Below are 22,447 nucleotides of genomic sequence, written 5' to 3'. Positions count from 1 at the left end.
GACTGGATGAAAGTAGCCCCGTCGGGCGGGTGAGGCTCGATCGGGAAGGGGGATCGGGTGCGCCCGCGGTGATAAATGAATGGTTATGGGCCGTGGAAGGGTCGGGGGGAGTCCCATCCGATGGTGCTGAGGGGGGTTTGGCGGGTGAAAGCGGCGAGTCCTTGGGCTGTGTACGGGTAGGTGTCGGAGGGCAGGTTGTGGAGGGGCTGCCAGGTGACCTCGGAGCATTTGTGGGGTTCGGCGTTGTGGGGGGTGCCGGTCCAGTGGGTGGCGTGGAAGAAGACGCCGATGCGGGCGTGGCCGTGGGGGTTGCGGTAGTGGATGAGGTGCGCGAAGCGGAGGTCGGGTTCGGTGATGTGGACGCCGATTTCTTCTTGGGCTTCGCGGATGGCGGCTTGGGTGATGGTTTCGTTGGCTTCGAGTTTGCCGGAGGGGAGGTTCCACATGCCGTCGGCGTAGCCGGTGCCTTGGCGTCTGGCGAGGAGGACGTGGTCGTCGCGTAGGAGGATGAGCAGGGCGTCGACGATGCTGGTGTAGGTGGTGTTCGGGGCGGTGGGGCTCATAGGCGCGTCAGGCTAGCGCGGGCTGGACTCCCGTCTGGGCCAGACGCGCGGAAACCCATGAGACGCGCTCGGCGGTGGTCAGGCCGCGAGGGATGGGGGTCAGGGGGAGGTCGATCTCGTCGGCGGCGCTGCGTAGGGTGAGGTCGAGTTCGGCTTGTTGGTCGGCGACCTTGTCGCGGAAGCGGTCGCCGGGCTGCCAGGGGCTGAAGGTGTCGGAGGTGTAGAGGACGGCGTCGTACAGGTGGGTGGTGGAGGCGCAGAGGCGGAGCATGGCGTCGATGACGGGGTGGTCGCTGGGCGGTAGAAGCATGCGGGCGTAGGCGGCGACGTTGAGGAGTGTCTTGTCGGTGATGAGGAGGGTCTGGTTGCGGGCGGCGCGGAGCTGGGTGGTGAGGTGGGCGCCGAAGGCGTCGAGTTCGGCGACGAGGTCGAAGGTGCCCTTGCCGTGCAGGACGATCTCTTCCATGAAGGGGCTGAAGCGGGCGGGCTCGCCGGTGCAAGCGACGTGGACGCCTTGTTCGCGGTAGTGGCTGGTGAGGGCGTGGACGAGAGTGGTCTTGCCGCTGGCGTGGGTGCCTTCGACGGCGATGACGCGGCAGTCTCGGATGGGCACAGGGCCTCACAGGAGGTCGCGGAAGGTGGGGGTGTCGAGCCAGGCGAGGGAGCCGGCGAGTTGGGTGTGGAGGACGGTGTTGACGTTCAGGGTGTTGTGCCAGGTGGTGCGGCCGGTGGCGTGGAGGGCGGTGTAGGCGGCGGAGAGGCTGTGGCGGAGGTTGAGGACGGTGATGCGTTCGCGGGCTTCGGTGTCGGCGTCGTTCAGCCAGTCGCGGTGTAGGGCGGTCATGGATTTGCGGCGGAGTTCGGGCTGGGTGACGTCGAGGCGGAGTTCGGCGCAGACGTCGACGAGGCGGCGGCTTGTGCCGGTGAGGACGTGGCCGGTGTCGTAGCGGGAGTCGATGACGCGGGGTGTCGTCTCGGTGCGGCGCTGGTGCCAGCGTTCGCGTAGGGCCTCGGTGGCGGTGAGGGGGCGGGTGCTGGCGTTGCGCAGGACGGCGAGGTCGCTGGAGACCTGGTGGCCGACGATCAGGTCGGCGTGCTCGGCGAAGGCGGCGATTCCGGCGTCGGCGGTGTCGATGAGGTCCTGGGTCTCCTGCGCGTTCTCGACGTAGACGCTGGTGTAGCTGAACTCTGTAGGAGCGGCTGCGGCCTCGGACACGGGGACGGAAAGCCAGGTGACGGACCAGCAGAAAGGCACGTTTCCGTTCTTGATCCGGTAGTTCTTCGTCCACTCGACGTCGAGAGAGGCGACCAGGAGGTGACCGTCCTTACGGGCGGGCGCCTGGGTGAAGCCACCGACGCTGCTCTTGATGATCATCGTTTCCCCGGTTGGTTCGGGTTTGTCAAGAGACCTGTGCGCCGGCTAGGCCGCGCTCCTCGCACGGCGCACAGGAGCTGTCTCTTCTTCGAACTCTCAAACGGTGGCGTGGGCCTCGTGTGGTGTGCTGAAGGAGGCCCCGAATGCCTGGGTGGGGAAGCAGTCGCCGAGGTTGTCGGCCATTGCCTGCCCGACGTTCATCATGCCGTCCCACGCGTACTCGTCCCGCTGGCGAAGGCCCGCCAGGCCGGTGACGAGCGCGGTGTCGGTCGCGCAGGCGGCGGCCCACTCACCGACTTGGTGGGCGAGGGCCGCGTCGTTCGAGTCGCCCGCCACCGCCAGGCCAGGCATCAGCGGCGCTTGGAGTGAGGCGACCAGCCCGTCGAGCGTGCATTGGGGTTCCAACGCGCGCTGGACGGTGCGGGGATCGATTCCGCTCGACTCGATGATCTGGGCGAGGTCCAGGCGCGGCCACCTGTCGGCGACGTCGCATATCTGCGCCATGTTCGGGTCGGGCTTTCCCCCGTTCCAGACCCGAGCGAGTGCCCGGGTCCCGCGGTTGGCGTTCTCGTCGGGCGCGAGATCGGCGATGACGTGCAGCGTGTCGGTGAGCTGGAAGCCGAGCACCACGTGGGCCAGGCGGCGCGCCCGCGCGACGTCCAGCTCGAACAGGCGCACCAACGCGGACCGGTCGGCCTCGGTGACGGCCGACACCGCCCGGAAGCCGAACCGCAGCCCGGCCGTGGGGTCCACGGGCCGGGTCCGGTGCGTCGGCAGGTACACGACCGCTGACGCCACGGGAAGAGTGCGCTCGCCGTCGTCGACGAACAGCGCCGCGAAGCTGGCCGCGAGCCGGGGTTCCTTGCGCCAGAGTTGGCCGGTGCCGTACGGGTCGTCGGGCCAGAGCATGTTCGTGTAGGTCGTCATTAGGCCGCCGCTCGGTCGCGGGTGAGGATGCTGGTCCCGAGGTGCTTGGCGAAGTGGTTTTCCTGGTAGGGGTACCGCTTCCACAGCTCGGTCATGGGCTCCTCGCGGACGTTGCCGAGCCGTAGGAACAAGTCGGGCTGGTCGTAGACGGGCCAGGCGTTCGCGTTCCCGTTCGGCTCGATGACGATCATGTGGCCCTCGGTCTCGGCCGTCCACGGCGTCATCCGGATCGCGGGACGCCATTCGTGCGTGACGCGGAGCTCGGCCAGCCGGTCGAAGTGGTCGGTCGCCTCCGGCACGGTGATGAACTCGTGTTCGGCCAGGTTGAGCGCGTTGCCCTTCCGGAGCGGAAGGATCAGCTTCACCTTGCCCGCACCCAGTACGTCGGCGATCTGCACCAGGTAAGGCAAGCCGTGCAGGGTAGAGCGCAGCACGACCGCCGAGAAAGAGACCGGGATACCGGCCTCATGGAATGCCCGCACCCCCGTGAGGACCTTGTCGTAGTCACCGCGGACCCGGCGGAAGATCTCGCGTGGCCCGTCGAACCCGATGTTCGCGAACTCGATCTTTCCCGCCAGCTTCGGCGCCAGATCCATTCCCCGGGTGGCGTTCGTCGGCAGACCGATGATGAACCCGTCGAAGACGTCCACGACGTCCAACAGATCCCGGCGTAGGAGCGGTTCGCCGCCCGACAGGAACACCCGGTGAACGCCTTCCAGGTTCGCCGCCATCGTGCCGAGTTCGTCCAGGGACGGGTCCTTCATGTGCGCCGTCTCGCTACAGAAGGTGCAGTCGAAATCGCACCGCTTCGTCACCTGGAGAATCACCGACAGCGGAGCCTTCGCGCTTGCGGCCAGCGTCCTGGGGTCCCCGTCGCCATCGAGCGCGAAGTGGTGGCCCGCGGTGAACGCCACCCCGCCGTCCACGAGTCTCCCGTTCCGTGCGGGCACTTCCGGCATACCGAGCATCGTCATGCTGATCTCCGTTCCGAGCTACGCGGACATTGCCACGGCAAGTGAACGTCGCCACGAACGGGTCCGCCCAGAGGAGGAAAGAGGAGAGGAGAGGAGGTGGTCCGTGAACGCGTAGGCTTGGGGCGTGAGTCGGCATCTTGAGGTTCATGTGACGGCGAGCAGCCGTGAGGAAGCGCAGAGCATCATCGACGCGGCTGTCGAAAGCCGGACGGCGGCATGCGCGCAGATCAGCGGTCCGATCTCCTCCACCTACTGGTGGCAGGGGGAGATCCAGCGCGACGAGGAATTCCTCATCCTGATGAAGACGACCAAGGAACGGTTGGACGACCTCGTCGAAGTGGTCCGGTCCGCGCACTCCTACGACACTCCGGAGATCGTCGCCGTCCCCATCGAAGGGGGCCTGGCCGACTACCTGAACTGGATCACAGAAGAGACGGCGGTGTCGTCTCCGGACGCGTAGAGGCGTACTCCGCCCTGAAATCTCGGGCCACCTGCGCACGGGCGGGTCGCAGTTCCGTCACCACGTTGTCCAGGCGTTCCCAGCCGAGCGGAGCGTTCAGTTTCACCGTCGCGGTGAAGGCCGACCGCGCGGAGCTCACGGCCTCGGTGACATCGCCTATCCGGTACTGGGCGAGCGCCATCTCCGCTTTGACGACGCACAGCTTCTTCACCTCGGTGTCGGAGCCGAGGTGGAGACCTATCTCGTCCATCGCCGCGAGCGCGTCGTCCTCGCGGCGAAGACGCGAATGAACGGTGAGTCGCATCGAGGCGAACCGTCCCGGGTCGAGGAAGCAGGTCCACGGGCGGGCTCCGATGTCGGCCTCGCTGTAGACGTCCTGTGCCTCGTGGATCGCGTTCAGGGCGATGTCGTCGGCGTGGAGGGCGGCGGCTTCTTCGGCGAGGCGCGCGAGAAGCCAGGCGCGGGTGGCCGGGTCCGCGTCGCCCAGCTCCCGGACGGCGTTCTGAAGCATCCGAACGCTTTTCGCCGTGTCGCCACCGGTCATGTATGAGTGGTAGCCCGTCATGCAGGCTCCGATCGCGGGATCGTCACCGTGCTTCGCGGTGGCTCGGGCCAGCCTGGAATGCGCGGCGGCGGTGCGCTTGTCGCCCAGTTCCCAGGCGAACCACGCGGCCAGAACGGCGCTTTCGCCGGCGAGGACGGCGAGACGTGTCCGGTCCTGTTCGGAAATTCTGCTTTCCATGAGGGCGCTCACCTCGTTGAGGTGGGTGACCAGCGCTGGGAACAGCGTTCCCGAGGGAAGATGCTCTTCCAGCCGGTGCAGTCCCCTTGTTCTCGCTTCCAGGTGTGAGATGACCGTGTCGTCGGGTCGGTGCGCTCCTGAGAGGGCCTTCATCAGGCGTTCCGCGGGACTCGCGGCGAATCCCGCCGTGGTACTCGCGGCCAGTTGCAGCAGAGTTCGTCGGTCCATCCTCTGATCGAGCCTTCCTACAGTCCAGGCGAGGAGCAGCAGGTCTCCGGGTATCTCCGTCTCGCTTGATGACGGCTCACCTTGAAGCGCCCACACACGCCGGTAGAGCTCCGCGTAGAGAGCTCCGGGCCGGTGTGTCCCGCTTTCATGAAACCTGATCTCCCGCACTATCGACTCACGGCTCGGCAGCGTCGACCGTGTCTTCGCGTCAGCGGCCAATTCGAGCTGCCGAGCCATCTCCTTCTGCGACCAGCACAGACGAAGACGCCGTTCCCGGATCTCGTCCGCCCAGCCGGGCCTCACCGCATCCTCGCTCATCAGGTGCGCCTCATCGACGGTAGCTGCGGGGTTCTCCTCTGACCTCCTCCAGTCTCCCCCTGACAAGGCCCGTCGCGCAGGTATTCGCTTTGAGTGACCGCAGAGGCACGGAAGAAGCGCCGCATCCCGAAGCCGGGATGCGAGCTCAGGAGGGTCGTATGGCTGGCGAGATGACGGTGGACGGGGAAGTCCTACGGCATGCCTGGCACGCCACCGGCCAAGAGGTCCTGTCGGTGGGCCTGGGCGTGGCCGACATGCTCGCCGAGCGACGGCCCGGCCCGCGCGTTCGTCGTGCGGGTGTTCGCCGAGTGGTTGGGCCTGCCATTTGCCCGCATGACCCGGACGAGGCTTTCGCTCTGGCCGTGGGCGTGAAGGTCGTCACGGTCCTCCGGTGCCTCAATGCCTACGGTCCCGCACGTCCCGCGTGAGTTATCGCGGGAACTCTTCCTTGATTCCAGAAAGGTGTATGTCTATGCAGGAGCATTCTGCGGCTGGGATGAATCTGGCGCGGTGGGGGGTGGTGCCGTACATCACGGCGTGGTCGTCGGAGGAGGTGTCGTCTGTCTCGGTGGTGGTTCGGGGTGGGCGGATCGCTTATGTGGATGAGAGGGCGGGGGATCGGGATGGGGCGGGGGTGTTGTGGACGCGGATGGGGTTCAGTCCGGGGGTGGGGGTTCCGGAGTTCAAGTCGGTGCATTCTCTGCGGCATCGTCGGGCGATGCGGGATTTGCTCTGTCAGGTGTGCGGGACGTCCTGTGGGCGGAGCGCGTTGTGGATGCTTTCGCGGGAGGAGTACGAGAGTGAGGAGGGGCCGTGGCCCGCGCCGGTGATGACGGCTCATCCGCCGGTGTGTCCGGGGTGTGTGGAGCGGTCGGGGCGGTTGTGTCCGCACCTGCGTAAGGGGTATGTGGTGCTACGCTCCCGGCGTGTCGCTCCGGCCGCGATCTCGGGCATGCTCTACCAGCCGACGCGGGCTGGGCTGAGGGCCAGTGCGGCCGCCACCATCGCGCATGACGACCCGCGTACGCGCCTGCTGCGTGCGGCCCAGCTTCATGTGGAGCTGGTGGACTACGAGGTCGTCGATCTCGGCAGCATGATCGCCACCGGTTCCCGGGGCGCTGCGGTGCGCTCGCGCTCCCGCGCCGAATGACACCCGGCGCCCTGCCCCCGCAAGAGCAGCGAGGGCGTCCACTTCCTGGTGGACGCCCTCCTCCCCGCGACGAGAGTGACCTCCGGGTTATTCTTCGTGTTTGGGGCTTGGTTCTTTTAGTGGGGCGATTTATCGTCTGGACCTTGAGTGCCGTGGGTTGTGGTTACGCTCGGTGATGTGGCTCGGTGGGGTGTTTCTGAGGCGAGGGGTGTTCTCGCGGGTGTGGTGGCGGATGATCTGTTGGAGGCTTATTGCGTGTTGGTGGCGTGTGATGAGCCTGTGGTGGGTGAGGCGGAGCGGGAGTTGGGGGCGGGTGTGGTCAGGGCGTTGTTGGATCGGGGGATGGTGCATTTGTGGTCGCATTCGGATCGGTTGGTTCCGGTGGCGCCGCATCTGGTGTTGCACACGGCTTTGGTGGAGTTGCAGCGGCGTTTGTTGGCGAGCCAGCGGGCGTTGATGACGGGGCATGAGCGGTTGGCGGAGGCGGCGCGGACGATCGGCGCGGGGGCGGGGATCGTCGGTGGTCTCGTTCGGGTGGTGACTGATCGGGAGGAGATCACCGAGCTTTCGATTTCGATGATCAATGTGGCCAAGAGTGAGTGGATGACCCTGGAGAACCTGCTTCAGGAGACGCCCATGGACGAGGCCGCGGCGATAGCGCCGTTGCCGGTGTTCGCCGGGGGCGTGCGGTGCCGGTCCATCTACGAGAGCGGGTTTCTCCACCATCCGGCGGGGGTGCGGAATATTCGGGCAGCGGTTGAGGCGGGTGAACAGGCGCGGGTGGTCCCGCACGTCGGGATGAAGCTCAAGATGGCTGATGAGAGCACGGCGTTGTTGCCGTTGACGCCGACCGGGTTGGGTGGGGCGTTGCTGGTCGAGTGCCCGTCGATCGTCGGTGGGTTGCGTGAGTACTTCGAGATGTTCTGGTCCCAGGCCGTGCCTTTTGGGGAAGGGGCGGGCGCGGATCTGACGGGCCTGTCCGAGGTCGAGAGGCGGGTGCTCCAGATGATGGGGTCCGGGCTTCAGGATGGGTCCATCGCCCGTCGGCTCGACGTCAACGTTTCCACGGTTCGGCGTCATATCAACAGAATGAAGGAGCGCCTGAATGTCGAGTCACGGTTCGCGATGGGAGCGGCGGCGGTTCGCCGGGGGTGGATATGAAGCCGGTCCCCGTTTTGAGGATTTTGTACCGGCGCAGCGATTCCAGGCGGAGGCCCTCAGCGTCTCCCCTTGCGGGCGCAGTGTCGCCTATGCGGCGAACCGGTCAGGAGGGTTCGACCTGTGGATTCAGCCGTTGGCGGGAGGTCCGTCCAGAAGGGTTTCCGCGCCGCCGAGGTCGGCTGTCCGGGACGTGGCGTGGTCGCCGGACGGGTCGTTCCTGGTCTTCAGCGCGGATGAGGAGGGCGACGAGCTCCACCGCGTCTACCGTGTCGGGATCGCCCCGGAGGCCGAGCCGGAGGTCCTGGTCGCCAGCCCGGGTCGGCACTGCGTGCTGGCCGTCGGCAGCCCGTTCGATCCGACCGGCGGGTTTCTCGTCTACGCGACGAACGACCGGGAACCGACCGTGCAGGACGTCGCCGTCCGGGACCTGCGCTCGGGGGACGTCCGGCGCGTCATCCCCGAACCGGGGTCCATGCTCGTGCCGGTCGGGATCTCCCCGGACGGGCGGCGGCTCCTCGTCAGGAGCGGCAGGTCGGACACCGACATTTCGGCCCTCGTGATCGACCTCGCCGACCCGGAGGCGGCACCGCTCACCGTCTCGGTGCCGGGCGGGGTCGTCGAGGCCCTCGGGTGGCTGGACGACGCGTCCGGCTTCCTGTTCCGCACGGACCAGTTGGCCAAGGACCAGTTGTCGCTGGCGCGCTACTCCCTGCTGACGGGGGCGTGGGAGCAGATCGGCGCGCCCGAGTGGGACGTGGAGCACGCGGCGGCCGAGGCCGGTCTCCTGGTGTGGGTGGAGAACCAGGACGGCCGTTCCGTCCTTCGCGGACTCCGGGGAGACTCGGTGGTTGAGTTTCCCGAACTCCCGGACGGCCACATCATCCGGATGCGGATCGTGCCGGGCGGGACGGCGGTCGTCCTCCACCTGGACACCCCGACTCGCCCCGCGGAGATCGTGGTGATCGACTTGGCTACGAGGACGCTCCGATACCTCACGGACAGCCGCCCGCCCCGTCTCCACGTCTACGAGCCCGTCAAGGCGAAGCGCGTCTCCTACCCTTCGGAGGGCGGGCGGAGGATCTCCGCGCAGATCTACGTTCCGCGCGGGGACGGCCCGTTCCCCGTGGTGATGTGGATTCACGGCGGGCCGCGAGGGCAGGAGCGTCCCGTCTACGCCAGGTCCGGCCTCTACCAGCACCTCGTCGCGTGCGGTGTGGCGATCGTCGGCCCGGACGCGACCGGCTCCAGCGGCTACGGAACCGCTTTCGAGAAGCTCATCTACCGTGATTGGGGCGGCCCCGACCTTGAGGACTTCGCCGCCACGGTGGAGTACCTGAAGCAGGCGCCTTGGGCCGACGAAAGCAGGGTCGCGGTAGTCGGAGCCTCGTATGGAGGCTTCGCCGCCCTGTCGTGCCTCTCGCGCCTCGACCACCCGTGGGCGGCCGGGGTCTCGATCTGCGGCCCGTCGAACCTCGTCACGCTGGCGGCCGCGTGCCCGCCCACCTGGCGTGACGCCGTCGACCGCATCCTCGGCGACCCGGAACGGGACGCCGAGCAGTTGCGCGCCAGGTCACCCATCACCCACGCCGACGCGATCGACGCGCCGCTCTACGTCATCCAGGGCGCCAGGGACCCCAGGGTGCCGCGCGGCGAGTCCGACCAGATCGTTGAACGGCTGCGCGCGCGCGGTACCGAGGTCCGCTATGACGTCTTCCCGGATGAGGGGCACGGGTTCACCAAGAGGCACAACGAGCTTCATGTGTACCGAGAAATGGGGCAGTTTCTCCGGAAACATCTACTTTAGTCATCGAGTAGTGATCCTCAGCACCCGATGAGAAACTGGGCAGTAGATATGACATCTGCGTGATGTCGGTTCGAACGGTCCTGAAATCTGCTTCCCTTGGAGAGGCGCGAACCGTCGCGAGTTCGGTGTCGCGCCATCTTGATCGGATTCTCGCGGAGGGAGGAACAGAAAAGATGCGAGTGGGTGTCACCTGGATCAGGCGGACGCTCCGACCGGCCTGCGCCGTCATCGGTACCAGCCGGACGCACGCGGCCATCGTTGCCTGAGGCGCGGCTGTAGCGCTCCGGACAACCTGAGCCGCGACGGCGGAGCCCCTGGCAGGGGCTCCGCCGTGCCTTCGCCTCCTTCAGCCGATCCAGCCTCGCCGCGCGGCTTCGACCCCCGCCGCGAAACGGGTCGCCACCCCCAACTCTTCCCGTATCGCCGCACAATGCCGCCGAACCGTACTCGTCGTCACCCGGAGACGTCTGGCGATCGCGTCATCGGAAAGCCCTTGTGCAAGAAGACGCAGCACTTCGAACCGGGCGGACGGAAGCGGGCAGTCGCCACTATCACCGATGACCGGAACAGCGCGCTCCCACAACAGGAACACATCGTCGCAACGGGACTGGTTAGACGCCGGTAACCGGTGACGTACCGCCGCTGATCATCGACCCCAATGGCGTAATTGCCGCAGAAATAGCTCGTGGAGGCAAGGCTTGCGCCTGCCTCCACGTGGGTGAAAGGTTTGTGTCCGAGGGGGGACTTGAACCCCCACGCCCCGTAAAGGGCACTAGCACCTCAAGCTAGCGCGTCTGCCATTCCGCCACCCGGACTGGTGTGGGCCGCGCCTGCGGGGCGCGGCGGCGGACGTAACTGTATCAAAGGCTGGGGGTGGTGGCGATTCGGAGGGCGGGAGGGGGTGGGGGAGCTGGGAGGATTGGGGGAGTGCGTGGTGTCTCGTGGGAGGGGTCGGGATGGAAGACGAGGTCGTCGAGCTGTGCCGGGAGCTGATCCGGATCGACACGTCCAACACGGGGGACGTGGACGGGCCGGGGGAGCGGGTCGCCGCGGAGTACGTGGCGGAGAAGCTTGAAGGGGTGGGGATCAAGACCACGGTGCTGGAATCCGCGCATAGGCGGACCAGTGTGGTGGCGCGGATCGAGGGGACGGAGCCCGGCAGGGACGCGCTGCTGCTGCACGGGCACCTGGACGTGGTGCCCGCGCAGGCGTCCGACTGGACGCACGACCCCTTCGGCGGGGAGATCGCCGACGGGTGCGTGTGGGGGCGCGGGGCCGTCGACATGAAGGACATGGACGCGATGATCCTGGCCTCGGTGCTCGACCGGGCCCGGACGGGACGCAGGCCGAAGCGCGACCTGGTGCTGGCGTTCCTCGCCGACGAGGAGGCCGGAGGCAAGTACGGCGCGCACTGGCTCGTGGACAACCACCCCGGGCTGTTCGAGGGGTGCACCGAGGCCGTCGGCGAGGTCGGCGGATTCAGCCTCTCCGTGCCGGGCGACCGGCGCCTGTACCTCATCGAGACCGCCGAGAAGGGCCTGGCCTGGATGCGGCTCAAGGCCGTCGGCACGGCGGGGCACGGCTCGATGGTGCACGACGACAACGCGGTGACGGAGCTGGCCAAGGCCGTCGCCAGGATCGGCGAGCACAGGTTCCCGATCCGGCTGACGCCGACCGTGCGGCGGTTCCTTGAGGCCGCGTGCGAGGCGTACGGGGTGGAGTTCGACCCGAAGGATCCCGAGGCGTCCCTCCCGCACCTGGGCACCCTCGCGCGGATGATCGGCGCGACGCTGCGCAGCACCCTCAACCCGACGCGCCTTGACGCGGGCTACAAGACCAACGTCATTCCGCAGCACGCGGAGGCGCAGATCGACGGCCGTTTCCTGCCGGGCTACGAGAAGGAGTTCTTCGAGACCGTCGACGCGCTCCTGGGCGAGAAGGTCCAGCGCGAGTTCGTGCACTATGACATCGCGGTCGAAACGGAATATGAGGGCGATCTGGTGGGCGCGATGGAGGAGGCCCTGACCTGGGCGGACCCGGGCGCGATCCCGGTGCCGTACTGCCTGAGCGCGGGGACGGACGCCAAGTCGTTCGCGACCCTGGGAATGCGCTGCTACGGGTTCGCCCCGCTGCGCCTCCCGGCAGATCTGGACTTTTCCGGAATGTTCCATGGAATCGACGAACGCGTGCCCGTCGACGGACTTCAGTTCGGCGTCCGGGTGCTTGATCGTTTTCTCGACAACGCATAACCCTCGGGCTTCCCGCAAAACCCCGACTTAATCTTACCGTGGTGCTAGCATTACCCTCCGTAGGGGAGAGATCGTCCTTCCCTACGCGCGGGAGGTGCGCGTGTCCGGACGGCGGGGGCGGCCCGGACACGCGGTCCGCGCGACCTGCGAACCCCGGGAGCCCCATTGAGTACGCGCGGCCGTCGTCCGGCCCTCCTCGCCGCCTGCGTCGTCGCGCTTGGCCTCCTCGCGCATCCGGCCCCCGCCGCCGCGCATCCCGCCCCCGCAGCCAAACCCCCGGCTGCGGGGCTCGTCCTCCCGGTGAGCCTCTGCGGCAACGCGATCTCGATCCTGGGCACCGCGGTGGCCGCCTGCGCCCTCCCGGACGGCCGGGACGGCCAGGACGGCATCGTCGTCTGCGGCAACGCGATCGCGATCCTGGGGGCCGCGACGGCGTCGTGCGAGGGTCAGGGAGGCTTCCAGGTCTGCGGCGCCGCCATCGCCGTCCTGGGCCAGGCGACGGCCTCCTGCGGCCCGCGCCACAGCGAGCACAAAGAGCACAAGAAACACAAAGACCACACAAAGCACGGCGGCCACGGTGACGACCATGTGAAGAAGGACACCGAAGACCGGGACAGCCCTACCCCCGGGCTCGGCGGGTGACGCGGGTGAGCGGCCTCGTCGGCGCCCCGCCGGGTTAGCGCGCTCCGCCCGTCCCGGGAGCGCGGCTCGGGGCGGGCGGAGCCCCCCGCGGCGTCAGACGCGTTCGCGCAGGGTGCTCCGGGCGCGGATGATCTTCTTGCGGAGCTGGATGCGGCGCCGTCCGTCACGATGGACGCGTACGGTGTGGAGTTCCCAGCCCCCGTACTCGGCGTGCTCGGTCATCACCTGCCGGGCGACCTCGCGGGTGGTCCCTCGTGGCAGATTCAGGATCAGGTAGGTGTACTCCCCCATCACAACCAAAGGATGCCAGACGGGAGCGGCGAGATGAACCCTTCGGGAAGAGCCTGGTCTTCCATGACGTTGAGGCGTGTCATCCTGTCGGGGGTTTATCGTCGCGTGGTGGGCGGGAACCCCGCACGGCAGGGGGCGGGCGTCGCCGGGGGTACCGTCGGGGTGAAGGCGCCATGAGCGACGACACGTCAGAAACGAAGCGTTTGAAGCGACACGGATAGGTCGGAGAGCTGTGCCAGCCAGTAACGGCAGCAGGTCGGGAGTCACCCGCCTGGTGATCGTCGAGTCGCCAGCGAAGGCGAAGACGATCGCGGGCTACCTCGGCAAGGGTTACGTGGTCGAGTCCAGCATCGGTCACATCCGCGATCTTCCCGCGGACGCGGCCGAGGTGCCGGCGAAGTACAAGGCCGAGCCGTGGGGGCGGCTGGGCGTGAACGTCGACCACGAGTTCGAGCCGGTCTACATCGTCAACTCGGACAAGAAGCAGCAGGTCGCGAAGCTGAGGAAGCTGCTCAGCGAGGCCGACGAGCTCTTCCTGGCGACGGACGAGGACCGCGAGGGCGAGGCGATCGCCTGGCATCTGCGCGAGGTCCTCAAGCCGAAGGTGCCGGTGCACCGGATGGTGTTCAACGAGATCACCCCCGATGCCATCCGGGCGGCGGCAGCCAACACGCGTGAGCTGAACCTGCAGCTTGTGGACGCGCAGGAGACCCGTCGTATCCTCGACCGCCTCTACGGGTACGAGGTGAGCCCCGTCCTGTGGAAGAAGGTCATGCCGAAGCTCTCGGCGGGCCGGGTCCAGTCGGTGGCGACGCGCCTGGTGGTGGAGCGGGAGCGGGAGCGCATCGCGTTTGTGCCCGCCGACTACTGGGACATCTCCGCCGATCTCGGGACGGGCAGGGACGAGGAGCCGAATCTCTTCACGGCCAAGCTCGTCTCTATCGATGGCACGCGGGTCGCCCAGGGCCGTGATTTCACCTCGCTGGGCAAGGTGAAGGGCAACGCCCGCCAGCTGGACGAGGAGACGGCGCGCGGCCTTGCGGCCCGCCTGGAGGGACGTCCCTTCAAGGTCACCTCCGTCGAGCAGAAGCCGTACACGCGTAAGCCGTACGCGCCCTTCCGCACCACCACGATGCAGCAGGAGGCGAGCCGCAAGCTGGGGTTCTCGCCCAAGTACGCGATGCAGATCGCGCAGCGGCTCTATGAGAACGGTTACATCACCTACATGCGTACGGACAGCATCACGCTGTCCCAGACGGCCATCGCCGCCGCGCGCAACCAGGCGAGCGCCCTGTACGGCGCGCAGTACGTGCCGGACAAGCCGCGCGTCTACACGGGCAAGGTGAAGAACGCGCAGGAGGCGCACGAGGCCATCCGCCCCGCGGGCGACACCTTCCAGACGCCCGCCGAGACGCGCCTGACGGGCGACCAGTTCCGGCTGTACGAGCTGATCTGGAAGCGGACGATCGCGTCGCAGATGAAGGACGCGGCGGGCCAGTCGGTCTCCGTCCGCATCGTGGGCGAGTCGTCCAACGGCGAGGCCGCCGAGTTCGGCGCGTCGGGCCGGACGATCACCTTCCACGGCTTCCTGAAGGCGTACGTCGAGGGCGCCGACGACCCCGAGTCGGGCACCGACGACCAGGAGTCGCGGCTGCCCGTGCTGGCCGAGGGCGACGCGCTGGACCCGCGCGCGCTCACCGCCGAGGGCCACACGACCCGGGCCCCCGCCCGGTACACCGAGGCGTCCCTGATCAAGGAGCTGGAGGACCGCGAGATCGGGCGGCCGTCCACCTACTCCTCGATCATCGCGACCATCCTCGACCGTGGGTACGTGTTCAAGAAGGGCACCGCCCTTGTCCCGGCGTTCCTCGCGTTCGCCGTGGTGCAACTGTTGGAGAAGCACTTCGGCAACCTCGTGGACTACGACTTCACCGCGCAGATGGAGGAGTCCCTCGACGCCATCGCGCGCGGGGAGGCCGAGCGGGTGCCTTGGCTGCGCCGCTTCTACCACGGTGAGCACGGCCTGAAGGAGCTCGTCAGCGACCTCGGGGACATCGACGCCAAGGAGATCTCGTCCTTCCCGGTGAAGGACGATCCCGGCACGATGATCCGGGTAGGCCGCTACGGCCCCTACCTCGACCGTGACGGCGAGCGCGTCAACATCCCTGAGGACCTCGCCCCCGACGAGCTGGACAAGGCGAAGGCCGACGAGCTGTTCGCCCAGCCCAGCGGCGACCGGGTGCTCGGCCGCGACCCGGAGACGGGCTTTGAGGTCGTCGCCAAGAACGGGCGGTTCGGGCCGTACGTGACGGAGATCCTGCCTGAGGAGCTCACCACGACGGCGTCGGGCCGCAAGAAGGCGGGTGCGCCCAAGCCGCGCACAGGCTCGCTGTTCAAGGACATGTCACTGGACACGATCACCCTGGAGCAGGCGCTCCAGCTGATGTCGCTGCCCAGGGTCGTCGGCGAACTGGACGGCGAGGTCGTCACCGCGCAGAACGGGCGGTTCGGTCCCTACCTGAAGAAGGGGACGGACTCCCGCTCGCTGACGTCCGAGGCGCAGATCTTCACGGTGACGATCGACGAGGCGCGCGAGCTGTACGCCCAGCCGAAGCAGCGGGGCCGCAGGGCCGCCGCGCCGCCGCTGCGCGAGCTGGGGAACGACCCGGTCTCCGGCAAGCCCGTGACGGTCAAGGAGGGCCGTTTCGGCCCGTACGTGACCGACGGCGAGACCAACGCGTCGCTGCGCAAGGGCGACGAGGTCGAGGCGATCACCATCGAGCGGGCCGCCGAGTTGCTGGCCGAACGTCGCGAGAAGGTCGCCGCGGCGGGGCCGAAGCCGGCGCGCAAGCGGGCCCCGGCCAAGCCCAAGACGGCGGCCAAGACCACCACCAAGGCGAAGCCCACAACGAGGGCCAAGTCGCAGGCATAGGGACACGGGCCCGGATACCCTCACTGGCATGAACAATCCGGGCGTCTTGTCGGTCGGGCCCTTCCGGCGGCTGTGGATCGCGGTCACGCTGTCCAGCCTCGGTACCTGGCTGAGCCTGCTAGCGCTCACCGCCATGGCGCACGCCCTCGCGGGCTCCTACGCGACGCGTGCCTACGCCGTCGCCGGAGTGCTCGCCGCGACGCTGCTGCCGGTGCTGCTGCTCGGCCCGCTTGCGGGTGCGCTCGTGGACCGGCTGGACCGCCGGGTGGTCATGCTCGCGACGGACGTGGCGCGCTTCGGCCTGCTGCTCTCGGTGCCGCTCGTGGGACGTCTGGAGTGGGTGTTCGCCGCTGCCTTCCTCGTCGAGCTGGCTTCGCTGCTGCGCAGGCCCGCCGAGGACGCCACGGTCCCGGCGGCCGTGCCTCCGAAGCTGTACCCGCGGGCCCGGAGCGTCGCCGTGTGGACGGTCTACGGCACCGCTCCGGTCGCGGGCCTTGTGTTCGCCGTGGTGGCGTTGCTCGCGCGGTGGCTGCTTCCGGGTCCGGATCTGGCTTTGTACGTGACGTCGGGGGTGTTCCTCGCGGGTGCGGTCGTGGTGTTCACGCTCAGGGTCGGCGCGTCCAGGCATCCCGTTACGGTGCCGTCCCTGCCGGGGCGCATCCTGGACGGCTGGAAGTACGCCGGAGGCACGCCGCTTGTCCGGGGTCTGATCATCGGGCTGTCCGGGGTGTCGGTAGCGGGCGGCCTGCTTATCGGTGTGCTCCGCCCGACCGTCGCGGCCCTGCAGGCGGGCGACGCCGGTTACGGGATGCTCTTCGGCGCCGTCTTCCTCGGGCTTGCTTCCGGGATGTTCCTCGGACCGCGGATCCTGCGCGACCTGAGCCGCCGCCGCCTCTTCGGCCTCGCCGTCCTGGCGACGGCGCTGGCGCTCGTCCCCGCGGCGCTCATCCAGGAGCTGGTGGCGCTGTTCGTGCTGTCCGGCCTCGTCGGGTTCGGCGCGGGCGTGGCGGGCGCGACGGCTGTGGCGATCGTGGCGGAGGAGATCCGGGACGACCTCCAGGAGAGGACGTCGTCCTATCTGCGGTCGCTCGTGCGAGTCGTCCTGACGGTCTGCGCGGTGCTCGCCCCGCTGGCGGCCGGGGCGCTCGGAAGCCATCTCCTCGCCTTGGGTGACCTCTCTTACACCGTGCAGGGCGCCGCCGAGGTGCTGCTCATCGGAGCCGTCCTCACGCTGCTCGCGGGGCTCGCCGCCTTCCGCCTCACCGACGACCGGCGCGGCATCCCGCTCAAGGCGGATCTGTATGGTGCGCTGCAGGGCGTGGCCTACGTACCGCCCACCCCGGGCAAGAAGAAGGAGCGCGGCCTGTTCATCGCCTTCGAGGGCGGCGAGGGCGCGGGCAAGACCACCCAGTCGCGGCTCCTGGCGATCTGGCTGCGCGACAACGGCTTCGACGTGGTGACCACCCGCGAGCCGGGCGCCACCAAGGTGGGCATGCGGCTGCGCGCGATCCTGCTGGACCGTGAGACGACGGCGCTGTCCGACCGCGCCGAGTCCCTGCTGTACGCCGCCGACCGCGCCCAGCACGTGGCCGCCGTCGTCAGGCCCGCGCTGGAGCGCGGCTCGGTCGTCATCACCGACAGGTACGTCGACTCCACGCTCGCCTACCAGGGCTACGGCAGGGAGCTGCCGGTGGAGGAGATCAGGGCCGTCAACGAGTGGGCGACCGGAGAGCTCGTCCCTGATCTGACGGTCCTGCTCGACGTGCCTCCTACCCTCGGCCTGGGGCGGTTCGCCTCTCCGGCCGACCGGATCGAGTCGGAGCCGCAGGACTTCCACGAGCGCGTCAGGCGGGGCTTCCGGGCGCTGGCCGAGGCGGCGCCGGAAAGGTACCTCGTGGTGGACGCCGCGCTCGCGCAGTCCGAGATCACCCGGCAGATCCAGGAGAAGGTGCTGGCGATCCTGCCCGACCCCGTCCCGGCGTCCACGGAGGACATCACCTCCACGTTCCCCGCTATCACCGACGCATGAGGCCGACCCCGCGCGCGCTGGCCGTGCACTAGCCTGGCGGACGTGACGGTGTTCGACGATCTGGTGGGCCAGCGGCCGGTCGTCGCGCAGCTCAAGGCGGCGGTCGCGGCGGCGCGCGAGGGCACCGGCGGTATGACCCACGCCTGGCTGTTCACCGGCCCGCCCGGCTCCGGCCGGGAGGCCGCCGCGTCGGCTTTCGCCGCCGCCCTCCAGTGCACCGAGGAGCCCGCGGGCTGCGGCTACTGCGCCGCCTGCCACCAGGTCCTCGCGGGCACCCACGCCGACCTGGAGGTCGTCAGGCCGCAGGGGCTGTCCTACTCCGTCCGGGCGACGCGTGAACTCGTGCTGCGGGCGGCGGCGCGGCCCAGCGGCGGCCGGTGGCAGATCGTGCTGTTCGAGGACGCCGACCGGGCCACCGAGGCCGCTGCCAACGCGCTGCTGAAGGCGATCGAAGAGCCGCCGCCCAAGACGGTGTGGCTGCTGTGCGCGCCCTCGCCCGACGACCTTGTGATGACGATCAGGTCCCGCTGCCGCCTCGTCACCCTGCGCACCCCGCCCGTCGAGGACGTGACGGCGCTGCTCGTCCAGCGCGACGGCGTCGAACCGGAACTCGCCCGTGTGTGCGCGCAGGCCGCCCAAGGGGACATCGCGCGTGCCCGGCAGTTGGCCGGCGACCCGTCCGTGCGCGCGCGGCGCGCCGACGTCCTTGCCGTCCCGGCCCGCCTGACGGCCGTCGGGCCCGCCGCGCTCGCCGCCGAATCCCTGGTCAAGACGGCCGAGGAGGAGGCGAAGGCGATGAGCGAGCAGCTCAACGAGTCCGAGACCGCCGCGATGCGCCAGGCGCTCGGCGAGTCGGCCAAGGGCAGGATGCCGCGCGGCACAGCGGGCGCTCTGAAGGATCTGGAGGACCGCCAGAAGTCGAGGGCGACCCGGATCAAGCGGGACGCCCTCGATCGCGCCCTGCTCGATCTGGCGTCCTTCTACCGGGATCTGCTGGCGCTCCAGTTCGGCGCGCGCGTGCCGCTGGTGAACGGCGACCGCTCCCGCGAGCTCGGCGACCAGGCCCGCCGGATCACGCCGGAGGGGGCGCTGCGACGGCTCGACTCGATCATGGCCTGCCGGGAGCGGCTCGCAGCGAACGTCAATCCTTTGCTCGCGGTCGAGGCGCTGATGATGGAGCTGCGCACCGGCTGACCCTTCCGATACCCGCGCGGGGAGCCCAGCGAAGACCACGGTCTGTAGCGTCCTGGGAAGGAACCCGTTTCGGGAGGTGCGATGCGGCGCGTACTCACCGCCACAACCGCGGTGGCCGCCGTCACCGCGACCCTGATCAGTCCGCCCGCGCAGGCGGGCCCGGGGACGCCGGGCGAGCGTGAGTTCCTCGTCCTGTACGGCGCGGGGGTGCCGCTGGACCGTGCGCGCGCGGCCGTCACGGCCGCGGGCGGGGCTGTCACGGCCGAGAACACGGCGATCGGCTTCGCGACCGTCCTCACCAGTAGTACGCGCTTCGTAGGCGACGTCATCGCTTCCCAGGACCTCGCGGGCGCCGCCCCCAACCGTCCCGTCGCCGCGCTGCCCAAGGAGGGCCGCTCGGGCGACGCCGCCGAGTCCGTCCGCGCCCCGGAGCCGACCGCGACGGGCTCCAGCGGGCCCGTCAAGCCCGTGGCCGAGCGCCAGTGGGACATGAAGCAGATCAACGCCCCGGAGGCGCACGCGCTGACCAAGGGCGACAAGGGCGTCCTCGTGGGCGTCATGGACACCGGCATCGACGCCTCGCACCCCGACATCGCGCCGAACTTCGACCGCGCGCTCAGCCGCAACTTCACCGTCGACATGCCGCGCGACGCCAACGGCGTGACGATCGACGGCGAGTGCGCGACCGACCCTGACGGCTCGTGCCACGACCCCGCCGACGTGGACGAGAACGAACATGGCACCCACATCGCCTCGACCATCGCCGCACCCGACGACGGCGTAGGGATCACCGGTGTGGCGCCGAACGTGACCATCGTGAACCTGCGGACCGGCCAGGACTCCGGCCAGTTCTTCCTCAAGCCCACCCTGGACGCCCTCGTCTACGCCGCCGACAACGGCATCGACGTGGTGAACATGTCCTACTACCTCGACCCCTGGGCCTGGAACTGCCCGGACGACCCCACGGCGACGCCGGAGGAGCGGCTCCAGCAGAAGACGGTCATCGAGGCCGTCAACCGGGCGCTGCGCTACGCGCACGGCAAGGGTGTGACGCTGATAGCGGCGGCGGGCAACGACAAGTCGGACTACACCAGGGCCATCATCGACAACGCCAGCCCCAACTTCGCCTCCATCCCCGGCCAGAAGCCGCGCAAGCGCAGGGTGCCGCCCTCCTGCGTCTCCCAGCCTTCCGAGGGGGAGCACGTCATCCCGGTCTCGGCGACGGGTATCACCGGACGTAAGGCGTACTACTCCAGCTACGGCCTGGGGTACGTGGCCGTGGCGGCGCCCGGCGGCGACAAGGTGGACACGCCCGACGGCAGGGTCGACGACGAGATAGGCGTCTGGGCCGCTTACCCGGAGCAGGTGGGACGGGCCGGAGGCACGATCCGCGCCGACGGCACTCCGGCCGTCCCGTATGTGGTGAAGGAAGGCGGCGCGTACTACGCCTCCCTCCAGGGGACCTCGATGGCCGCGCCGCATGCCGCCGGGGTGGCTGCCCTCATCGTCAGCAGGTACGGCCAGGCCGACCCCGTGCACGGCGGCCTTACGCTCGACCCGGTTGAGGTCCGTAAGCGGCTCGTGGCGACGTCCGTCCCTACGGCCTGCCCGGTCCCGGCCACCTACACCTACCGGTGGAACCTCGGCGAGGCGGAGCACACCTCCACCCAGACGTGTGAAGGCACCCTCTCCGATAACGGCTTCTTCGGCGCGGGTGTCATCAACGCCCGTGACGCCGTCGAGTAGGAGGCCCGTCGTCACCGCTCCAGGTCGGCGCGCATGGCCGTGAACGTGCGGGCCGCGGTAGGCAGGTCGCTGTTGGGGAAGAGCGCGACGCCCGCGGTGGAGGCGTCGGCCCAGCCGCAGACGGCCTGCCCGGTCTCGGCGAGCGAGGCGAGGAAGCACTCGACGGAGCCGCCCAGCGGGCCCGCGTCGAACGTCCCGGCGGACGCGCCCTCGGTCCAGCCGATCATGTCCAGCAGGCCGCGCCAGAGGTGCTCACGGCGCTGTGAGGCGTCCTCCGGCACCCCGTCCACCGCGACGACGAGGACGGCGTCGGCAGCCGTTCCGGTGGGAGGCAGGTACTTGCCCATCACCAGGTTCATGTTCTGCCGTATCTCGCCCGGATCGAAGGGCACGTCAGAGAGGCCGCCGCTGTCCTTGATGAGGGGGAGGCCGCCCGCCGGGTCGGCGAGCACAACACGTCGCGTGCCTGAGGTGCTCTTGGGCGGCGTCCTGCCTTGCTCGCCCTGGCTCTGGCCGTCGCGGTCGTCGGTCTTGCCCGGTGTCGACTGCCCGGTGGACTGCCTCGGCTCCACCTGGAAGGCGCAGCCCGTAAGCAGGCCCGCGCAGAGCAGGACCGCGAGGCCCCGTCCGATGTTCATGGTCTTCCTTTCCTTCCCCGTAGGAGAAGGCTGCCGCGCGCGCTGGGCGGGCGGACAGGGAGCCCCGTCCCGTCGGGGCCGGGACACCGCGTCAGAAGCGGCGGGAAGCCTCCTCGTGCGCGGCGACGGCCATCGCCACGAACTCCCCGGCGCGGTGCGCGAGCGGCCCGTCGGTCCGCCAGGCGACCACGTGGCGCAGCCTGAGCGGGGAGCCCTTGAACGGCCTGATGACGACGCCGGGCGTCTCCAGGGCCGTCGCCTGGCACAGGGTGACGGCGCCGTGGTCGGCCACGAGCGAGCGGGTCATCGGCTGCTCGGTCATCATGTGCCGGACGCGCGGGGTGAAGCCGTTCTCCTCGCAGGTGGCGTACACGTATTCGTGCCATCCGACGCCGTCGGAGGGGGTGAGCACCCAGTCCTCGTCAGACAGGTCGGCCAGGCCGATCTCCGCCAGGTCGGCCAGAGGGTGGTGCTCGGGAAGCAGCGCGTGGATCGGTTCTACGGCGATCGGTCTGATCTCGACCGAAGAAGGGACCGGCGGCTCGTATCCCGGGTAGTCGACGATAGCGGCGGCGTCCAGGCGGCCCGCACCCAAGAGGTCGAGTAGGAGACGCGGCGAGTACTCGGTGTGCACGGTGATGGAGGCTTCCGGCTCGGCGAACAGGCGGCGCACGAGGCCGGTGAGGAGCGGGGTCGCGTACCCGCCGACGCGCAGGGTCGCCCGGTTCTCCGGCGCGGACGCCCCGGAGATCAGCTCGTCGACGGTCAGCAGCACCGAGCGGGCCCGGGTGAGCACGAACTGGCCGAACGGGGTAGGCAGCACCCCGAACCTGCCGCGCTGGAACAGCTGGCCGCCGAGCGTCTCCTCGATGCGGTGCAGCTGGGAGGTGAGCGCGGGCTGGGAGACCCCCACGGCGGAGGCGGCGCGGCTGAGGCTCCCGGCGTCGGCGATCGCGCAGAGCGTCCGCAGATGCCTTAGCTCAAGCTGCATGACCTGCCCTTCTCCATTAACCTGAAAAATATA

20 protein-coding genes and 1 tRNA gene are annotated in these 22,447 nt (G+C 69.1%); 10 read left to right on the top strand and 11 right to left on the bottom strand.

Annotation, left to right across the window (positions count from 1 at the left end):
- Nucleotides 1-83: 83 nt before the first annotated feature.
- The 5 genes from LO762_RS14900 to LO762_RS14880 all read right to left on the bottom strand — a co-directional run bounded on the left by LO762_RS14900 (nucleotide 84) and on the right by LO762_RS14880 (nucleotide 3,839).
- Nucleotides 84-563, bottom strand: coding sequence for an NUDIX domain-containing protein (locus LO762_RS14900; RefSeq protein ID WP_230615409.1), 480 nt, complete (start codon nucleotides 561-563; stop codon nucleotides 84-86).
- A 7-nt stretch (nucleotides 564-570) separates the two neighbouring features.
- Nucleotides 571-1,176: an AAA family ATPase gene (locus LO762_RS14895; protein WP_230615405.1), complete on the bottom strand. Its 606-nt coding sequence runs from the start codon at nucleotides 1,174-1,176 to the stop codon at nucleotides 571-573.
- Between the two features lie 6 nt (nucleotides 1,177-1,182).
- Entirely contained in the window at nucleotides 1,183-1,938 is a 756-nt protein-coding gene (locus LO762_RS14890; RefSeq protein ID WP_230615401.1) for a hypothetical protein, read from the bottom strand.
- A gap of 96 nt (nucleotides 1,939-2,034) precedes the next feature.
- Nucleotides 2,035-2,865 (bottom strand): hypothetical protein, encoded by an 831-nt coding sequence (locus tag LO762_RS14885; protein ID WP_230615398.1) that lies wholly within the window; start codon nucleotides 2,863-2,865, stop codon nucleotides 2,035-2,037.
- The gene (locus tag LO762_RS14880; protein ID WP_230615396.1) at nucleotides 2,865-3,839 is read right to left on the bottom strand and encodes a radical SAM protein; all 975 of its coding nucleotides are present in this window, start codon (nucleotides 3,837-3,839) and stop codon (nucleotides 2,865-2,867) included. The genes LO762_RS14885 and LO762_RS14880 overlap by 1 nt, the downstream gene beginning before the upstream one ends.
- A 124-nt stretch (nucleotides 3,840-3,963) precedes the next feature.
- Here LO762_RS14880 and cutA point away from each other — a divergent pair, with 124 nt between their 5' ends.
- Nucleotides 3,964-4,299 carry a divalent-cation tolerance protein CutA gene (gene cutA / locus LO762_RS14875; protein ID WP_230615393.1) on the top strand — a complete coding sequence of 112 codons (336 nt, stop codon included), beginning with the start codon at nucleotides 3,964-3,966 and terminating at the stop codon, nucleotides 4,297-4,299.
- Here the strand turns inward: cutA and LO762_RS14870 are convergent.
- Nucleotides 4,262-5,587 carry an XRE family transcriptional regulator gene (locus LO762_RS14870; protein ID WP_230615390.1) on the bottom strand — a complete coding sequence of 442 codons (1,326 nt, stop codon included), beginning with the start codon at nucleotides 5,585-5,587 and terminating at the stop codon, nucleotides 4,262-4,264. The two genes, cutA and LO762_RS14870, sit on opposite strands and share 38 nt — an antisense overlap.
- 775 nt (nucleotides 5,588-6,362) lie before the next feature.
- Here LO762_RS14870 and LO762_RS14865 point away from each other — a divergent pair.
- The 3 genes from LO762_RS14865 (at nucleotide 6,363) to LO762_RS33510 (ending at nucleotide 9,702) form a co-directional block, all read left to right on the top strand.
- Nucleotides 6,363-6,737 carry a hypothetical protein gene (locus tag LO762_RS14865; RefSeq protein ID WP_230615387.1) on the top strand — a complete coding sequence of 125 codons (375 nt, stop codon included), beginning with the start codon at nucleotides 6,363-6,365 and terminating at the stop codon, nucleotides 6,735-6,737.
- 282 nt (nucleotides 6,738-7,019) lie between these two features.
- Nucleotides 7,020-7,898: a helix-turn-helix transcriptional regulator gene (locus LO762_RS33515; protein WP_230615383.1), complete on the top strand. Its 879-nt coding sequence runs from the start codon at nucleotides 7,020-7,022 to the stop codon at nucleotides 7,896-7,898.
- A 190-nt stretch (nucleotides 7,899-8,088) separates the two neighbouring features.
- Nucleotides 8,089-9,702 (top strand): S9 family peptidase, encoded by a 1,614-nt coding sequence (locus LO762_RS33510; protein WP_230615380.1) that lies wholly within the window; start codon nucleotides 8,089-8,091, stop codon nucleotides 9,700-9,702.
- Nucleotides 9,703-10,048: 346 nt separating this feature from the next.
- Here the strand turns inward: LO762_RS33510 and LO762_RS33925 are convergent, their stop codons facing one another.
- Together LO762_RS33925 and LO762_RS14850 are read right to left on the bottom strand one after the other, a co-directional pair.
- On the bottom strand, nucleotides 10,049-10,216 hold the full coding sequence (locus LO762_RS33925; RefSeq protein ID WP_374201564.1) for a response regulator transcription factor: 168 nt from the start codon (nucleotides 10,214-10,216) through the stop codon (nucleotides 10,049-10,051).
- Nucleotides 10,217-10,432: 216 nt separating this feature from the next.
- Nucleotides 10,433-10,517: transfer RNA gene (locus LO762_RS14850), tRNA-Leu, on the bottom strand.
- 141 nt (nucleotides 10,518-10,658) lie between these two features.
- Between LO762_RS14850 and LO762_RS14845 the strand changes: the two genes are divergently transcribed.
- Nucleotides 10,659-11,951, top strand: a complete 1,293-nt coding sequence (locus LO762_RS14845) for a M20/M25/M40 family metallo-hydrolase (RefSeq protein WP_230615378.1) — start codon at nucleotides 10,659-10,661, stop codon at nucleotides 11,949-11,951.
- A gap of 165 nt (nucleotides 11,952-12,116) precedes the next feature.
- Complete coding sequence (locus LO762_RS14840; protein ID WP_230615374.1) at nucleotides 12,117-12,593, top strand: hypothetical protein; 477 nt, start codon at nucleotides 12,117-12,119, stop codon at nucleotides 12,591-12,593.
- A 93-nt stretch (nucleotides 12,594-12,686) separates the two neighbouring features.
- Here LO762_RS14840 and LO762_RS14835 read toward each other — a convergent pair whose 3' ends face one another.
- Nucleotides 12,687-12,884, bottom strand: a complete 198-nt coding sequence (locus tag LO762_RS14835; protein ID WP_230615371.1) for a DUF5703 family protein — start codon at nucleotides 12,882-12,884, stop codon at nucleotides 12,687-12,689.
- A gap of 232 nt (nucleotides 12,885-13,116) precedes the next feature.
- On the opposite strand from LO762_RS14835, the gene topA reads away from it, so the two are divergent.
- The 4 genes from topA to LO762_RS14815 all read left to right on the top strand — a co-directional run bounded on the left by topA (nucleotide 13,117) and on the right by LO762_RS14815 (nucleotide 20,785).
- Nucleotides 13,117-15,816, top strand: coding sequence for a type I DNA topoisomerase (gene topA, locus LO762_RS14830; protein ID WP_230615368.1), 2,700 nt, complete (start codon nucleotides 13,117-13,119; stop codon nucleotides 15,814-15,816).
- A 28-nt stretch (nucleotides 15,817-15,844) separates the two neighbouring features.
- Nucleotides 15,845-17,845 carry a dTMP kinase gene (gene tmk / locus LO762_RS14825; RefSeq protein ID WP_230615363.1) on the top strand — a complete coding sequence of 667 codons (2,001 nt, stop codon included), beginning with the start codon at nucleotides 15,845-15,847 and terminating at the stop codon, nucleotides 17,843-17,845.
- Between the two features lie 42 nt (nucleotides 17,846-17,887).
- Complete coding sequence (locus LO762_RS14820) at nucleotides 17,888-19,039, top strand: DNA polymerase III subunit delta' (protein ID WP_230615360.1); 1,152 nt, start codon at nucleotides 17,888-17,890, stop codon at nucleotides 19,037-19,039.
- Nucleotides 19,040-19,120: 81 nt separating this feature from the next.
- The gene (locus LO762_RS14815; RefSeq protein ID WP_230615357.1) at nucleotides 19,121-20,785 is read left to right on the top strand and encodes a S8 family serine peptidase; all 1,665 of its coding nucleotides are present in this window, start codon (nucleotides 19,121-19,123) and stop codon (nucleotides 20,783-20,785) included.
- A gap of 11 nt (nucleotides 20,786-20,796) precedes the next feature.
- Here LO762_RS14815 and LO762_RS14810 read toward each other — a convergent pair whose 3' ends face one another.
- A complete protein-coding gene (locus LO762_RS14810; RefSeq protein WP_230615354.1) occupies nucleotides 20,797-21,423 on the bottom strand; it encodes a hypothetical protein in 627 nt (208 codons plus the stop codon).
- Nucleotides 21,424-21,514: 91 nt separating this feature from the next.
- Nucleotides 21,515-22,414 (bottom strand): LysR family transcriptional regulator, encoded by a 900-nt coding sequence (locus LO762_RS14805; RefSeq protein WP_230615351.1) that lies wholly within the window; start codon nucleotides 22,412-22,414, stop codon nucleotides 21,515-21,517.
- Between the last annotated feature and the right edge of the window lie 33 nt (nucleotides 22,415-22,447).

Source organism: Actinocorallia sp. API 0066, from assembly GCF_020991275.1.
GTDB lineage: Bacteria > Actinomycetota > Actinomycetes > Streptosporangiales > Streptosporangiaceae > Actinocorallia.
The sequence above is the reverse complement of the archived record's forward strand: the minus strand, read 5'-3'. Positions and strand labels throughout refer to the sequence as shown.